Here is a 14,128-nt window from a genome sequence, read left to right on the forward strand (position 1 = left end):
CAAGCCTCGATTATACGATGCCCAAGCGGCCACACGACTCAACTCCGACCCCCGATTCCGGCCTTCCCACGCACGCGCGGGCGCCTTTGCCAGACGAACCCACACCCTTGTTGGGCAACCGCACGCCACGACAGTTCATGCGGCGCTACTGGCAGAAAAAGCCGCTGTTGATCCGCCAGGCGATTCCCGATATTGCCGCGCCGCTCAGCCGCGACGAACTGTTCGAACTCGCCGATCTCGACGACGTCGAATCGCGCCTGATCACGCATTTTCGCAAGACATGGAATCTCGAGCACGGCCCGTTCGCGCCCGACGAATTGCCTGCCGTGAAGAAGCGCGAATGGACGCTGCTCGTGCAAGGCGCGAACCTGCACGACGATCGCGCGCATGCGCTGATGAACCGGTTCCGCTTCATCCCCGACGCGCGCCTCGACGACCTGATGATCTCCTACGCGACCGACGGCGGCGGCGTAGGCGCGCACTTCGACTCTTACGACGTGTTTCTGCTTCAGGTTCATGGCAAGCGCCGCTGGCGTATCGGCGCGCAACGCGATCTATCGCTAAAACCCGGACTGCCGTTGAAAGTTTTACAGCACTTCGAGCCCGAGGAAGAATGGCTGCTGGAACCCGGCGACATGCTTTATCTGCCGCCGCATATCGCGCATGACGGTATTGCCGAGGGCGAATGCATGACGGCGTCGATCGGCTTTCGCGCGCCTTCGGAGCACGAACTCACGGGGCAGTTCCTGTATCACCTCGCGGAGCGCATCGGCGATTCAACCGCCGGCACGCGTGCGAACGCCCGCTATCGCGATCCTGCGCAGGCGCCCGTGGCGAATCCCGCGGCGCTGCCCGCGCTGCTCGTCGAGCGTGTTGGCGCGATCCTTGCGAACGTGAAATGGAATGAAAAAGACGTCGCCGGTTTTCTCGGCACTTATTTGAGCGAGCCGAAAGCCAATGTCGTATTCGATCCGCCCGAACGCGCGTTGAACGAACAGCGATTTGTGGAGCGCGCGAAAAAGACTGGCGTCACGCTGGATAGAAAGACCATTTTGCTCTATGACGAAAGGTCATATTTCGTAAATGGTGAAGCGGTGCCGTTGTCGTCGAAACTGAAAAAGTGGCTCCCGGAATTGGCCGATTCACGGTATCTGGAAGCGAAACGCTTTGTAACACTTACAGACGATTCGACAATGACAGCGCTGCTGCACGAATGGTATCGTGCGGGCTGGATTCGGATGGGCGCTTTGGCTTGACAGGCTTGGCTTCGACGAGACTTCCAGCCATGCTGCGGATACTAGAATTTGCTGTTCCGCAATATGAAAATTTGTATGAGAAAGACAACGTATCGGCCCCCGATTTATCGACGCTCGTTGCGAAAGTGCCTATAATTTCCGGCCAAGCCGTAGGAAGTCTCACACAAAAAAGAATTGTGAGTCTCCACAGCGGCCCAGGTCGGTGTTGGAGCACACATTACCGGTACTTTGCGCTGTTGCTTACCTTTAACCATAAAAGGACGTGATCATGAAGAAATCCCTCCTCGTAGCATCCCTGTTGGCTGCTGTTGCTCTGGCTGCATGCAACAAGTCTAGCGAAACGGCTGCTCCGAGCGCTGCAAGCGATACGTCGGCTGCTTCGGCACCGGCTGCTGCTGCTTCGGACGCAAACGCTGCAGCATCGAGCGCTTCGGCTGCTGCAAGCGACGCAGCTTCGGCTGCTGGCGCTGCAACTAGCGCTGCTTCGGACGCTGCCGCTTCGGCTGCTGCTCCGGCATCGGGCGCAAGCCAGTAAGGCTTACAGGCGCTGCGCCGCAGACCGTTCACGCGGCCTGCAAAGAAAAACCGGCTCTCGAGCCGGTTTTTTTGCGTCTGCTGGTTTTGTGTACGCGAGTTTATGTCCGCTTCGCGCGCTTGTCGGTATCGGTATCGGTCGCGGTCAAAGCACGAGCCAGTCGAAGCCTTCGGCCTGCGTCGCCACCACGACATCGATCGCCGATGCTCCCAGCGCCGCCGCGAGCGCCGCCTGCGCGAGATGCGGCAAATTGTTTTGCTGGCTAAGATGCGCGGCTACGAGATGACGCAGCCTGGAACGATCGAGCGACGCGAGGATAGCGGCCGCGGCTTCGTTATTCAGGTGTCCGTGCGTCCCCCCGATACGCGCCTTCAGCGAAGGCGGATAGCGGCTCGCCGCGAGCATCGCGACATCATGATTGGATTCGAGCACGAGCGCGTCACAGCCGCTCAGAACGCTCGTGATATGCGGAGTGGCCACACCCACGTCGGTGAGTACGCCGAGCCGGCATGCGCCGTCTGAGAACACGTATTGCAACGGTTCGCGGGCATCGTGAGGCACGGTGAACGGCAGCACGCTCACATCGCCGATAGCAACGCTCTCATCGCCCCACAACACGTTCAGTTCGACATTGGCTTCATCTGCGCCAATGGCCCGCGCCGTGCCCCAGCTCATGTACAACGGAATGGACCACTTGCGCGCGAGCGTCAGCGCGCTGCCGATGTGGTCCGTATGCTCGTGCGTGATGACGATGGCATCGAGATCCGCGGCGCGACAATCGAGCCGCGCGAGCCGCCGCTCGACCTCCTTCGCGGAGAAACCGCAATCGAGCAGCACGCGCGTCGTGGTCGTGCCGCCCGACGCCTCGACGAGCAATGCATTGCCTTCACTGCCGCTGCCGAGACTGGCGAATCTCACAATGAACCCTTGGTCACCGGTGTCCCAGGTTTGAGCTAGTTCAACTGAGCATGCAGCAGCGACACGATGCGCTGCGCATCGGTCGACGTATCCGGCTGGCCGTTCGCATCGACGACGCCGATCTGCGTCACCGAGTCCGCCTTCGGACGCACGTTCACAAGGAACTGGCGCGTGGGCTTCGGCGTATTGCTCGAGAAGAACTTGCCGAACAGGCCGTCCTTTTTCAACTCTGCCATGGAGTCCGAATAATGGACGTAGTAGATGCCCTTGTCGCGATCGCGATTGTCGACCGTGAAGTTGGTGCGATCGAGCGCAAGGCCCACGCGCAGCCAGGCACGATCGAACGGCTCGGCGAGATCGAGCGAGGAGCCGCCCGCACCCGGTTCCACCGCCACCTTCGCGCCCGCCGGACGCGCATCCGCGATCAGCTTCTTCGACTGGTCTTCGGTGAGACCGAACTTCTGCATGATCTTCCCGAGGATGGCGGCCTCGAGCGCCGGATTGCGCGGACGCGATTCCCAGCGCGATCCCGTCTTGTCCTGACCTGTCAGGACTTCTTCCATCGCGCTATGCGTGACGGAGATGTCGGTCGAGCCGTCGGCGGCGCGGTCCACCTGCGTGCGGAACATGTCGCGCGTACCCGACGAATACGCAAAGTCGAGCAGCTTGCCGACGCTGTTCCTGAACCAGTCGCTCGGAATGTTCGCGCGGTTTTCCGCCCAGTCCGTCGCCATGATGCCGGTCTGCGGCGCGTCGGTCTTGAGCGTGAAGCCGTTCTCTTCCCAGAATTCCTTGAGCGGCGGCCACACCTGGTCGGGCGAGCGGCCATCGACGACGAGCCAGCGGCGGTCGCCGTCGCTCTCGACGTGCATGCCGAACGGGTCCTGCGCGTTCGGCACGCCGAGCGTCGCGTTGCCGGCGGGCGTGAGCGAGCGCTCGGCGGCGCCGCCGAGCGCGTTGATCTTCGAAGGCGCCGCGTAGCGCTGGCTGATATCGGCCGTGCTGAGATCGGAGGGAACGTTGAGCGAAGGCGCCGTTTCAGCCGCCTTGTAGTTGACGCGATCCGGCGCGAGCCAGTCGTTGAGCGTGTCGCAACCTGCGAGCGCTAAGACGGCACTGGCGCCGAGCGACAACACGCCCAGGCGTTTGGCTTGAGTAAGAAGAGCGGAACGTTTCATGAGGTCCTTCTTTGCTGCTGATGACGCCTTGCCTCGCCCCGAACTCGCTCGAGGCGAGCGGATCATCGAATTCGATGCCGAGGCCAGTGAGCGGCGGAGGATGGCTGACGGTGTGGTTCATTTCGATCACTTGCGGCGGCGGGACTTCGATTCTTTGTGAATGTGGCGCGCCGCCGCATGTGATCAGGCGAGAAGCCCGGAGTCGCGCAACGCGTCGCGCACCACGTCGTGGAAGCGCGGGTCGAGCGGCGTGAGCGGCAGACGGATGCCGCCTTCCATGCGGCCGAGCGCCTGGAGCGCCCACTTGGCCGGAATCGGATTCGATTCGCAGAACAACTGCTTGTGCAGCGAGAGCAGCTTCAGATGGATGCGGCGGGCGGTGACGGCGTCGCCTTCGAGGGCGGCGCGGCACAACTGGCTCATTTCCTTCGGCGCGACGTTGGCCGTCACCGAGATGTTGCCGTGGCCGCCCAGCAGCATCAACGCGATGGCCGTGGGGTCGTCGCCGCTGAAGATGCCGAAATTCGCCGGCGCGTGCTTGATGAGATGCGCGGCGCGATCGATGTTGCCCGTTGCTTCCTTCACGCCGATGATGCCCGGCACTTCGGCCAGACGCAGGATCGTCTCGTTGCTCATGTCGGCAACGGTGCGGCCCGGCACGTTATACAGCAGCACCGGCAGGTCCACCGCTTCCGCGATGGTGCGGAAATGGCGGTACATGCCTTCCTGCGTCGGCTTGTTGTAATACGGGACGACTTGCAGCGTGGCGTCGGCGCCGACTTTCTTCGCGTGCTTCGAGAGTTCGATGGCTTCGGCGGTCGAATTGCCGCCCGCGCCCGCGATGATCGGGAAACGCTTGGCCGTATGCTCGACGGCCGTCTGGATCATCAGGATGTGTTCTTCGACCGACAAAGTGGCCGACTCGCCGCTCGTGCCCACCACGACGAGACCGTTCGAGCCCTGTTCGATGTGCCAGTCGATCAGTTTCCGAAACGCCGGCAGATCGAGACTACCGTCCTCGTGCATCGGTGTGACGATGGCAGGAATGCTGCCGCGGATCTGGATGCCGCCGTGTGTTCCGTTTGTCATGAAACTCTATGAATTTAATCGAAAATTTAATCGCGAAAACCCGTTCTACCGCGATTGTAGCGGATTAGCCGGGCAACGCGAAACGCGGCGGACCCGAGGGTGTGTTACCAATCGTGAGCGCTTTTTCGCCGGACGCGCCGCCGGGCGGGTCGACTGACTCCGGCACGCGAACCGCGCAAATCCGCTGCACATAGGCAGGACGCGGGCTTTCGACGAAACCATCCTCATAGCCGATCACGCGCAAGTGGCCGCGCACCGCCTCGAGCAGTTCGCCGGGTTCGAGCAGAAACGCGGGATTCGACGGCTTGCCCACGCTCGCATTGCCCGCGGCGAACGTCTCGTAAATGAGCACGCCGCCGGGCGCAAGCGCGCCGAGCAGATGCCCGAACAGCGGGCGATGCAGATAATTCGTGACGACGACCGCATCGAACGTTCGGTCGGGAAGCGGCCAGGGCGCGCCATTTTCGAGATCGGCGGCGAGCGTTTGGATGGGCTCGGACGGTGCCAGGGCCGCCAGCGCGTCCAGTGCCTGCGTGTCGCGATCGACCGCCAGCACGGCAAAACCGCGCGCGGCGAACCAGCGCGCGTGCCGTCCGCTGCCCGCGGCGACGTCGAGCACCGCGCCGCCGGGCGCGACCAGATGCGCCCAGCGCGTGACCCAGCGACTCGCTGCGTCTTCCATCAGCCGCCGCTCAGTTGTACGAGAGGCCCATGGCCTCGCGCACGTCGCGCATCGTTTCGACGGCGAATTTGCGCGCCTTGTCGCAACCGTCCGCGACGATCGCGCGCAACAGCGACGGATCGTCCATGTACTTCTGGGCGCGCTCGAGCATTGGCTGCTGCTCGCGCAGGATGCCTTCGATCACCGGCTGCTTGCACTCCAGACAACCGATGCCCGCGGTGCGGCAGCCCTTCTGCACCCATTCGTGCGTGGTTTCGTCGGTGTAGACCTGATGCAGTTGCCAGACCGGGCACTTGTCCGGATCGCCCGGATCGGTGCGGCGCACGCGCGCGGGGTCGGTCGGCATCGTGCGGACTTTCTTCGTGATGGTTTCGGCATCTTCGCGCAGGCCAATGGTATTGCCGTACGACTTCGACATTTTCTGTCCGTCGAGCCCCGGCATGCGCGACGCCTCGGTCAGCAGCACCTGCGGCTCGACCAGAATGATCTTGCGCGAGCCTTCGAGATAACCGAACAGGCGCTCGCGGTCGCTCATCGACAGGCTCTGCGACTCCTGCAACATGGCGCGCGCCTGTTCGAGCGCTTCGTCGTCGCCTTCCTGCTGATACGCAACGCGCAGCTCGTGATACAGCTTCGCGCGCTTGCCGCCGAGCTTCTTCGCGGCTTCCATGGCCTTTTCGTCGAAGCCGGGTTCGCGGCCGTAGAGGTAATTGAAGCGGCGCGCGATCTCGCGCGTCATTTCGACGTGCGGGACCTGATCCTCGCCGACCGGCACGAGCGACGCGCGATACAGCAGGATGTCCGCCGCCATCAGCACCGGATAGCCCAGAAAGCCGTACGTGGACAGATCCTTTTCCTTGAGCTTCTCGATCTGCTCCTTGTAGGTCGGCACGCGTTCGAGCCAGCCGAGCGGCGTGCCCATGCCGAGCAGCAGCGAAAGCTCCGCGTGCTCGGGCACGCGGCTCTGGATGAACAACGTTGCCTGCGCCGGATCGATGCCCGACGCCAGCCAGTCGATCAGCACTTCCCAGACATTTTTCTCGATGACCTCGGGCGTCTCGTAGTGCGTCGTGAGCGCGTGCCAGTCGACCACCGCGAAGAAGCACGGATATTCGGACTGCAGCCGTACCCAGTTTTTCAGCACGCCGTGATAGTGGCCGAGATGCAGCGACCCGGTGGGCCGCATGCCGGAGAAAATACGGTCAGGGAACATGATGTTATGGAAAGAGTGAAGCGAGGGGATTCAGGATGGCCGAGACCGCCGCGTAGCCCACATTCACGAGCGGTCCGAGCCAGAAGCGCGTCAGCACGCCCGTCACGACGAGCGCCATCACGATGAAGAAACCGTAAGGCTCGAGCTTCGAAAACGCGATCGACGCGCGCACGGGCAACAGCGCCATCAGCACGCGCCCGCCGTCGAGCGGCGGCAACGGAAAAAGATTGAGCACGCCGAGCACCAGATTCACGCCAACGCCGGCTGCCGCCATGCGCGTGAGAAACGGTTCGTCGACGTGAAAGACCGCGAGCATAACCGCGATCACGCCCCATACGAGCGCCTGCACGAAATTGCTGCCGGGACCGGCGGCCGCGACCCACAGACTGCCCCAGCGCGGATTGCGCAGATTGCCGAACGCCACCGGCACGGGCTTCGCGTAGCCGAACATGAACGCGCCGCTCGTCACGAAATACAGGACGATCGGAATCACGATGGTGCCGATCGGATCGATATGGCGCATCGGATTCATCGAGACGCGGCCCAGCACGTAAGCCGTGTTGTCGCCGAGCAGGCGCGCGGCATAGCCATGCGCGGCCTCGTGCAGCGTGATCGCGAAGATCACCGGGAGCGCGTAGACCGCGATGGTTTGTATCAGGGAGGCATCCATAGGGCGTTATTGTATCAAGCAGGCAGTGGTGTTCAGGCGCGCGCAGCGGGCCCGGGCGCGAATCGGTATCGCCCCATCATGACCTACGAAGCTTAATCGGGTATGAGCCCGTGTGCGCTACTGGACGGCGCCTACGCCGCCAGCCCGAACGGTTCGAGACTGCCCCTCCCCGCGCGCACGAGCACCGGCTCCCCCGACGAAAGGTCGATCACCGTGGACGGCTCGGCCGGACACGCGCCGGAGTCGATCACGAGTTCGATCTGCTTCTCCAGCCGCTCGCGAATTTCGTCGGCGTCGTTGAGCGGCTCGGTGTCGGGCGGCAGAATCAGCGTCGAGGCGAGCAGCGGCTCGCCGAGCGCCTCCAGCAATGCCAGCGTGATGGCGTGATCCGGCACGCGCAACCCGATTGTCTTGCGCGACGGGTGCGAGAGCCGGCGCGGCACTTCCTTGGTCGCCTGCAGCACGAACACATACGGCCCCGGCGTCACCGACTTGATGAGCCGGTATTGCTGGTTATCGACCATCGCGAAGTTCGAAAGCTCGGAGAGATCGCGCACGAGCAGCGACAGCAGTTGCTTGTCGTCGATGCCGCGGATGCGTCGCAGGCGCTCGACCGCGTCTTTATCGTCGAGATGGCAGGCGAGCGCGTAGCTCGAATCCGTCGGCAACGCGACGACGCCGCCGTCGCGAATGATCTGCACGGCCTGATTGATGAGCCGCGGCTGCGGATTGTCCGGATGAATGCGAAAGAATTGAGACATGGCGACGCCTTCTTGTTTCGATCGTTTTCGAAAAGGCCGAGCGCGCAGCGCGCGAACGCGCCTCCCGGGTCATACGTGCGATGCGTGCAATGCGTGCGATACGTGCGAGGAAATACGCTGATGCAAGGATCGTGCGCGCCTGGGCACGCGAGATCAGGCCCGATCAAGCTACAGCCAGCGCTCCCAGACCGGCGTGAGATCGCCGGGCAGCGGCGGAAGCTGACCGAGGTCGACGCGCCCTTCGCCCGTGCCGTGGAAATCCGAACCGCGCGAGGCCTCGAAACCGTAGCGGCGCGCGACATCGGCGTATTCGCGGTATTGATCGGGCGTATGGCTGCCTGTCACGACTTCGATCGCGTGGCCGCCCAGCTGGATGAATTCGTCGAACAGCGCGGCGAATTCGACCGGGGTGTAATCATAGCGGCCCGGATGCGCGATGATCGGCTCGCCGCCCGCATCGCGGATCCATTTCACGGCGTCCGCGAGCTTCGCCCAGCGATGTCCGACGAAGCCCGGCTTGCCGTCGCCGAGATAGCGCGCGAAGACGTCGGAGGTGGACTGCGCGTAGCCCGCCTCCACCAGAAAGCGCGCGAAGTGGGTGCGCGAAATCATGTCGGGGTCGTCGGTGAAGCGCAGCGCGCCTTCGTAGCAATTCGGGATGCCGACCGCCGCGAGCGCCTCGCCGATCGCCACGCCCCGCGCCGCGCGCCCGTTGCGCGTGCATTCGAGCCCCTTTTGCAGCGCCTCGTTCTCGGCATCCACGTTCATGCCGACGATATGCACCGTGCGCGACGCCCACGTCACCGAAATCTCGACGCCCGACAGATAGTCCATGCCGAGCGCCTCCGCCGCCGCGCGCGCTTCCTTCTGGCCGCCCAGTTGATCGTGATCGGTGAGCGACCACAGCGTGACGCCGTTCGCATGCGCGCGCGCCGCGACCTCGGCGGGCGCGAACTGGCCGTCGGACACGGTGGAATGGCAATGCAGATCGGCGTTCATCGTAGGCTTCTGAGTTTGACGGATACGCTAGTTTAACGGCATGACACGCCGATTATGCAGACGCCCCGCATCCGCACGCTCGAGCAGACGCTCAGGCGCAAAACGACGCAATCAGCGCCGCGACGCGCTCAGGTTGATCGTGATGAATCATGTGCCCGGCATCATCGACGATTTCCTCGCGCCAGTCGGGAAACGCCGCGAAGCGCGTCTTGAATTCGGCGACGGGCATCTGGCCCGCAAAGCCCGCCAGCGTCGGCGAATCCTTCGCCTCGACGTGCAGCACCGGCGCCTGCACGCGCGCCCAGACGGCGCTGGCTTCGTCCAGCCGGTACAGCGTCGGCCCGCGCAGTTTGTGCGCCGGATCGGCGAGCAGATGGAAGCGCCCGTCCGCTTCCTCGCGCGACCAGTGCTTCGCGAGAAAACGCGCGCGCGCGGGCGCAAGGCGCGGATTCGTGCGGATCAGCCGCTCGGCGACTTCATCGAGACTCGCGTAGCTGCGCAGCGTGGGCGGTGCGCGCTGATCGTCGAGCCATTGCGCGAGTCGGCCGGGCAACTGCGACGCACGCGCCGCCGGCAGCCCGAAGCCTTCCAGATCGACCACGCGGCGCACGCGCTCCGGCCGCACGCCCGCGTACAGCAGCGCGACGTTGGCGCCCATGCTGTGGCCGACGAGATTCACCTGCGCGCCGGGCGCGTAGTGATCGAGGAGCACGTCGAGATCGGAGAGATAGTCCGGAAAATAGTAGTGACCGCCGCCCTTTTCCGCGACCGGCCGGTCGGAGAGACCGAAGCCGCGCGCGTCGGGCGCGAGCACCTGCCAGTGCTCGCCAAGGCCTGCGAGCGCGTCGACGACGAACTGGAACGACGCCCCCACGTCCATCCAGCCGTGCAGCATGAACAGCATCGGGGCGTCGGGCGAACCCCAGCGGCGTACGTGCAGACGCACGCCGCGCGCATCGACGAATTCGGAGCGCGCTTCTTTCATCGTGTCGCCTCGGTTCAAAATGTGAAAAAGGATGATCGTTCGATTATAGCGGCGACGCGCCCGGATTAGCGCGCATCGTCGAGGCCTGCGAGCGCGCGGAGTTCGGCTTCGTCGAAACCCGCGTCGCGGCGCGCTTCGAAATTGAACGGACCGCGCAGCTTCGGCGCGTGGTATTGCGCGGCGAGGCGCTCGTACGTCGGATGCGGATCGAGGCCTTGCGCGTCGCACAGGAAGCGGAACCACCGATTGCCGATGAGCACGTGGCCGATTTCGTCGTGCAGGATCACGTCCAGAATCGCCGCCGATGCGTGATCGCCCGCCTGCGCGAGCCGCTTGCGAATGGGCGGCGACGCGTCGAGACCGCGCGCCTCCAGCGTGCGGGGCACGAGCGCCATGCGCGCGAGCACGTCGTCGCGCGTGCGCTGCGCCATCTCCCAGAGGCCGTCGTGCGCGGGGAAATCGCCGTAGACGTGACCGAACTCGGCGAGCCGCGCGGTAAGCAGCGAAAAATGATGAGCTTCCTCGGCGGCCACCTTCAACCAGTCGAGATAAAAATCGGTCGGCATCGCGGGAAAGCGCCAGACGGCGTCGAGCGCGAGATTGATCGCGTTGAACTCGATATGCGCGAGCGCGTGCAGCAGCACCGCGCGCCCGGCGTCCGACTGCATGCCGCGACGTTTCAGCGACGACGGCTCCACGAGCGGCGGCCGCACGGGCCGCCCGGGCAGATCGCCGGGATCGGCCAGCGTGACGGTTGCATCGATGCGCGACGGATCGGCACTCGCCGCATCCCACAGCGCGCGCGCCCGCGCCGCCTTGGCGACGGGATCGCACTCGCGCAGGATGGCGAGTGCCGCGCGGCGGGCGCAGACATCGGATTCGGCGGGGAGCGAAGGAGCGTGCATCGAACTATCTCGAAAATGGCGGCGGAAACAGCGGCGGATTTCGCCGGTCCGGCGGACACTGATTGCAAACGGCTAAAATGGTAATCCCGGCGAGCGCCGCAGATCGCGAAACACTGCGCGAAACACTGCGCGAAACACCGGCGCAAGACTGACCGTTGCGTCGCATCGACGAAGCAGCGGCAGCCGCGCATTTTAGCGCCGCAGCGGAACCTCGCGCGACGCGGCCCGCGCCCCGCCCTCACGACACCGCGCCCCAGGAGACACAGTGGCCATCTACAAACTCGGCGACGACGCCCCCACCATCCACGAAAGCGTGTTCCTCGCGGACACGGCGACCATCATCGGCCGCGTGACGCTCGAGGAGAACGCAAGCGTCTGGCCCGGCGCCGCCCTGCGCGGCGACAACGAGCCGATCGTCGTCGGGCGCGGCAGCAATGTGCAGGAAGGCGCCGTGCTGCACGCGGACCCGGGCTTTCCTCTGACGATCGAAAACGACGTCACCGTCGGCCATCAGGCCATGCTGCACGGCTGCACCGTCAAGGAAGGCTCGCTGATCGGCATTCAGGCCGTGGTCTTGAATGGTGCGGTGATTGGCCGCAACTGTCTGGTTGGCGCGGGCGCCGTCGTCACCGAAGGCAAGGTGTTCCCCGACAATTCGCTGATTCTCGGCGCGCCCGCGAAAGCGGTGCGGGAGATCGGCGAGGCGGATATCGCCCGCATGCGCGCGGCCACGGCAAGTTATGCCGACCGTCGCGAATATTACAAGGCGCAGCTCGTGCGCATCGGCTGAACGGCGGTCGCCTAGGACCGCGTTCGAGCTTCATCACCCAAGGAAGAGTTGTGAACGACCAGTTGCAGAAATTCATGTTCAACGCGGCGCCCGTGCGCGGCGAAATCGTATCGTTGCGGCAAACGTGGCAGGAAGTGCTCGCGCGCCGCGCCTACCCGGCGGCCGTGCGCAACGTGCTCGGCGAAATGATGGCCGCGTGCGCGCTGCTCTCGGCGAACCTCAAGTTCGACGGCACGCTCGTCATGCAGATCTACGGCGACGGCCCGGTGAAGATGCTGGTCGTGCAATGCAACTCGAATCTGTCGCTGCGCGCGACGGCCAAGCTCGCCGACGGCGTGGAAAGCGAGCTCGAAAACGAGATGTCGCTGGCCGACCTGCTGAACCGCAACGGGCGCGGGCGCTGCGTCATCACGCTCGATCCCGCCGACAAGAAGCCGGGGCAGCAGCCGTATCAGGGCATCGTGCCGTTGTCGGGCGAACACGGCCCGCTCGCGTCGATGTCCGAAGTGCTCGAGCACTACATGCATCATTCCGAGCAGCTCGACACGCGTCTGTGGCTCGCGGCGGACACGCAGCGCGCCGTCGGCATGCTGCTGCAGAAGCTGCCGGGCGATGGCGGCATCGTCCCGCATCCGGGCGAGCACGACGCCGATACATGGCAGCGCGTCTGCCATCTCGGCAGCACGCTTTCGACGGAGGAATTGCTGAAGGAAGAACCGGAAACGCTTTTCAAGCGGCTCTTCTGGCAAGAGAACGTGCAGCATTTCGATCCGGCGCCCGCGCGCTTCCATTGCACCTGCTCGCGCGAGAAGGTCGGCGGCATGCTGAAGATGCTCGGCCGCGAGGAAGTCGACAGCGTGATCGCGGAGCGTGGCGGCGTCGAAGTGCACTGCGAGTTCTGCAACCAGCGCTACGACTTCGACCCCGTCGACGTTGCGCAACTTTTTGTCGCAAAGGAACTCTCACAAGGTGTGAGCCCGGCGTCGGGTCAGCGCCACTGAACGCCTTCTGAGCCTTATCCAGTGGGAAATGCAGCGGAAGTCGGGCGGCCGGCGCGAAGTATGCGGGAGGTAAGCCGTGCGGTCATAGCGCTTTCTGCCGCACGTTATGATTGGACTCCTGCATAGATGTCCGACCTGCTGGAGGTCGCAAATGAACAACGTACCGAAAACCGCATTGCTTAACTGGAAACTCGTGTCGTGCCTGGCCGGCGTCGCGCTCGCCGCCGGCTGCACCATGGACCCGCCCGGCCCTTCGCCGATCTACAGCCGCTTGCCCACCACGCCGGCCGCGCCCCAGCAGACGCTGACGTCACAGCAGCAGATGGAGCGCTATAACGCCATCGACCGGCAGGCGCTGAACGAATCGCAGCAGGCCGCCGCCGCAGGCAATGCCGCCAAGACGATGTCGCAGTTCTCCGCGCCCATGCCGGTTTCGGTGTACGGCGGCTATTCGAGCGGCGGCTGGGGCGGCCCGTACTGGGGCACCGGCGTCGGATTCGGCACCCGGTGGTAAGCGCGGCGACCGTGAACTGACTGTATGCCGGCGGTTTTCCGGCGCTGCAAACAAAAATGGCGCGGTCAGTGACCGCGCCATTTTTTCGTCGGAATATTTCGCAGCCTTGGCGGCCCGGCGACGCTCGCAGCCTCAGTTCGCCGCACCCGCCTGCTGTTTCTTCTTCGCATCTGCCGCTTTTTCCTTCTGCGCCTTTTTATCGAGATCGCGCAATTCCTGCTTCGAACGCGATACCGGATTGGGCACCACACGCAGCGGCGCCGACGACACCTGACCGCGCGTCGAACCGGTCATTCCCGGCACGTTCGCGGAATTGACGGGCGCGGTCGAATTCGGCGACACGAACTGCACGAACACTTCGCTGTCCTTTACCATGCCCATTTCGTAGCGCGCGCGCTCTTCCACGGCGGCGGTGCCGCTTTGCAGATCCTGCACTTCGCCCTGGACGCGCTCGTTGCGCAACCTCAGCGTGGTGTTTTTCTCGGTCTGCTGCGCGAGCTGCTGCTGCAATTCATGCACGCGCAGCCAGCCGCCGTGCCCCCACCAGAGCGGGTATTGGATCAACACCAGCAACAGAATCAGAACGACAGTTACGAGCCGCATTCACGTAGCCGAAATAAGCGCCGGCCGGC

General features: G+C 64.3%; 17 protein-coding genes. 6 read left to right on the forward strand and 11 right to left on the reverse strand.

The window, feature by feature from the left end; genetic code table 11:
* The first annotated feature begins 17 nt into the window (after window positions 1-17).
* Together BRPE64_RS08665 and BRPE64_RS33645 are read left to right on the forward strand one after the other, a co-directional pair.
* A complete protein-coding gene (locus BRPE64_RS08665) occupies window positions 18-1,256 on the forward strand; it encodes a cupin domain-containing protein (protein WP_044041413.1) in 1,239 nt (412 codons plus the stop codon).
* Window positions 1,257-1,524: 268 nt separating this feature from the next.
* On the forward strand, window positions 1,525-1,791 hold the full coding sequence (locus BRPE64_RS33645) for a hypothetical protein (RefSeq protein WP_044042082.1): 267 nt from the start codon (window positions 1,525-1,527) through the stop codon (window positions 1,789-1,791).
* Between the two features lie 144 nt (window positions 1,792-1,935).
* On the opposite strand, the gene BRPE64_RS08675 is transcribed toward BRPE64_RS33645, so the two are convergent.
* Together BRPE64_RS08675 and bamC are read right to left on the reverse strand one after the other, a co-directional pair.
* Complete coding sequence (locus BRPE64_RS08675) at window positions 1,936-2,709, reverse strand: MBL fold metallo-hydrolase (protein WP_016345708.1); 774 nt, start codon at window positions 2,707-2,709, stop codon at window positions 1,936-1,938.
* A gap of 35 nt (window positions 2,710-2,744) precedes the next feature.
* Window positions 2,745-3,887, reverse strand: a complete 1,143-nt coding sequence (bamC, locus tag BRPE64_RS08680) for an outer membrane protein assembly factor BamC (protein ID WP_044041415.1) — start codon at window positions 3,885-3,887, stop codon at window positions 2,745-2,747.
* On the opposite strand from bamC, the gene BRPE64_RS33170 reads away from it, so the two are divergent.
* On the forward strand, window positions 3,886-4,047 hold the full coding sequence (locus tag BRPE64_RS33170) for a hypothetical protein (RefSeq protein ID WP_160167921.1): 162 nt from the start codon (window positions 3,886-3,888) through the stop codon (window positions 4,045-4,047). The genes bamC and BRPE64_RS33170 overlap by 2 nt on opposite strands.
* A 23-nt stretch (window positions 4,048-4,070) precedes the next feature.
* Here BRPE64_RS33170 and dapA read toward each other — a convergent pair whose 3' ends face one another.
* The 8 genes from dapA to BRPE64_RS08720 form a co-directional block, all read right to left on the reverse strand.
* On the reverse strand, window positions 4,071-4,976 hold the full coding sequence (dapA, locus tag BRPE64_RS08685; protein ID WP_016345710.1) for a 4-hydroxy-tetrahydrodipicolinate synthase: 906 nt from the start codon (window positions 4,974-4,976) through the stop codon (window positions 4,071-4,073).
* A 64-nt stretch (window positions 4,977-5,040) separates the two neighbouring features.
* Entirely contained in the window at window positions 5,041-5,658 is a 618-nt protein-coding gene (locus tag BRPE64_RS08690; RefSeq protein WP_016345711.1) for a class I SAM-dependent methyltransferase, read from the reverse strand.
* A 10-nt stretch (window positions 5,659-5,668) separates the two neighbouring features.
* On the reverse strand, window positions 5,669-6,871 hold the full coding sequence (locus BRPE64_RS08695; protein ID WP_016345712.1) for a tryptophan--tRNA ligase: 1,203 nt from the start codon (window positions 6,869-6,871) through the stop codon (window positions 5,669-5,671).
* Window positions 6,872-6,875: 4 nt separating this feature from the next.
* Window positions 6,876-7,541: a site-2 protease family protein gene (locus BRPE64_RS08700; protein ID WP_016345713.1), complete on the reverse strand. Its 666-nt coding sequence runs from the start codon at window positions 7,539-7,541 to the stop codon at window positions 6,876-6,878.
* Window positions 7,542-7,672: 131 nt separating this feature from the next.
* Window positions 7,673-8,302 (reverse strand): L-threonylcarbamoyladenylate synthase, encoded by a 630-nt coding sequence (locus tag BRPE64_RS08705; protein ID WP_016345714.1) that lies wholly within the window; start codon window positions 8,300-8,302, stop codon window positions 7,673-7,675.
* A 168-nt stretch (window positions 8,303-8,470) separates the two neighbouring features.
* A complete protein-coding gene (locus BRPE64_RS08710; RefSeq protein ID WP_016345715.1) occupies window positions 8,471-9,301 on the reverse strand; it encodes a 3',5'-nucleoside bisphosphate phosphatase in 831 nt (276 codons plus the stop codon).
* A 91-nt stretch (window positions 9,302-9,392) separates the two neighbouring features.
* The gene (locus tag BRPE64_RS08715; protein ID WP_016345716.1) at window positions 9,393-10,286 is read right to left on the reverse strand and encodes an alpha/beta fold hydrolase; all 894 of its coding nucleotides are present in this window, start codon (window positions 10,284-10,286) and stop codon (window positions 9,393-9,395) included.
* Window positions 10,287-10,351: 65 nt separating this feature from the next.
* The gene (locus tag BRPE64_RS08720; protein WP_016345717.1) at window positions 10,352-11,191 is read right to left on the reverse strand and encodes a ferritin-like domain-containing protein; all 840 of its coding nucleotides are present in this window, start codon (window positions 11,189-11,191) and stop codon (window positions 10,352-10,354) included.
* Window positions 11,192-11,456: 265 nt separating this feature from the next.
* Here BRPE64_RS08720 and BRPE64_RS08725 point away from each other — a divergent pair, with 265 nt between their 5' ends.
* From BRPE64_RS08725 to BRPE64_RS08735, 3 genes are all read left to right on the forward strand, one after another.
* Window positions 11,457-11,981, forward strand: a complete 525-nt coding sequence (locus tag BRPE64_RS08725) for a gamma carbonic anhydrase family protein (RefSeq protein WP_016345718.1) — start codon at window positions 11,457-11,459, stop codon at window positions 11,979-11,981.
* Between the two features lie 50 nt (window positions 11,982-12,031).
* Window positions 12,032-12,982, forward strand: a complete 951-nt coding sequence (hslO, locus tag BRPE64_RS08730) for an Hsp33 family molecular chaperone HslO (RefSeq protein WP_016345719.1) — start codon at window positions 12,032-12,034, stop codon at window positions 12,980-12,982.
* A 151-nt stretch (window positions 12,983-13,133) separates the two neighbouring features.
* On the forward strand, window positions 13,134-13,496 hold the full coding sequence (locus tag BRPE64_RS08735) for a hypothetical protein (RefSeq protein ID WP_016345720.1): 363 nt from the start codon (window positions 13,134-13,136) through the stop codon (window positions 13,494-13,496).
* Between the two features lie 132 nt (window positions 13,497-13,628).
* Here the strand turns inward: BRPE64_RS08735 and ftsB are convergent, their stop codons facing one another.
* Window positions 13,629-14,099: a cell division protein FtsB gene (gene ftsB / locus BRPE64_RS08740; RefSeq protein ID WP_016345721.1), complete on the reverse strand. Its 471-nt coding sequence runs from the start codon at window positions 14,097-14,099 to the stop codon at window positions 13,629-13,631.
* Window positions 14,100-14,128: the final 29 nt, after the last annotated feature.

This window comes from Caballeronia insecticola (genome assembly GCF_000402035.1).
GTDB lineage: Bacteria > Pseudomonadota > Gammaproteobacteria > Burkholderiales > Burkholderiaceae > Caballeronia > Caballeronia insecticola.

Excerpts from the sequence above, each read along its gene's own strand:
- BRPE64_RS08665 (WP_044041413.1), top strand. The coding sequence starts at position 18 with ATGCCCAAGCGGCCACACGACTCAACTCCGACCCCCGATTCCGGCCTT.
- BRPE64_RS33645 (WP_044042082.1), top strand. The coding sequence starts at position 1,525 with ATGAAGAAATCCCTCCTCGTAGCATCCCTGTTGGCTGCTGTTGCTCTG.
- BRPE64_RS33170 (WP_160167921.1), top strand. The coding sequence starts at position 3,886 with ATGAGGTCCTTCTTTGCTGCTGATGACGCCTTGCCTCGCCCCGAACTC.
- bamC (WP_044041415.1), bottom strand. The coding sequence starts at position 3,887 with ATGAAACGTTCCGCTCTTCTTACTCAAGCCAAACGCCTGGGCGTGTTG.
- dapA (WP_016345710.1), bottom strand. The coding sequence starts at position 4,976 with ATGACAAACGGAACACACGGCGGCATCCAGATCCGCGGCAGCATTCCT.
- BRPE64_RS08690 (WP_016345711.1), bottom strand. The coding sequence starts at position 5,658 with ATGGAAGACGCAGCGAGTCGCTGGGTCACGCGCTGGGCGCATCTGGTC.
- BRPE64_RS08695 (WP_016345712.1), bottom strand. The coding sequence starts at position 6,871 with ATGTTCCCTGACCGTATTTTCTCCGGCATGCGGCCCACCGGGTCGCTG.
- BRPE64_RS08700 (WP_016345713.1), bottom strand. The coding sequence starts at position 7,541 with ATGGATGCCTCCCTGATACAAACCATCGCGGTCTACGCGCTCCCGGTG.
- BRPE64_RS08705 (WP_016345714.1), bottom strand. The coding sequence starts at position 8,302 with ATGTCTCAATTCTTTCGCATTCATCCGGACAATCCGCAGCCGCGGCTC.
- BRPE64_RS08710 (WP_016345715.1), bottom strand. The coding sequence starts at position 9,301 with ATGAACGCCGATCTGCATTGCCATTCCACCGTGTCCGACGGCCAGTTC.
- BRPE64_RS08715 (WP_016345716.1), bottom strand. The coding sequence starts at position 10,286 with ATGAAAGAAGCGCGCTCCGAATTCGTCGATGCGCGCGGCGTGCGTCTG.
- BRPE64_RS08720 (WP_016345717.1), bottom strand. The coding sequence starts at position 11,191 with ATGCACGCTCCTTCGCTCCCCGCCGAATCCGATGTCTGCGCCCGCCGC.
- BRPE64_RS08735 (WP_016345720.1), top strand. The coding sequence starts at position 13,134 with ATGAACAACGTACCGAAAACCGCATTGCTTAACTGGAAACTCGTGTCG.
- ftsB (WP_016345721.1), bottom strand. The coding sequence starts at position 14,099 with ATGCGGCTCGTAACTGTCGTTCTGATTCTGTTGCTGGTGTTGATCCAA.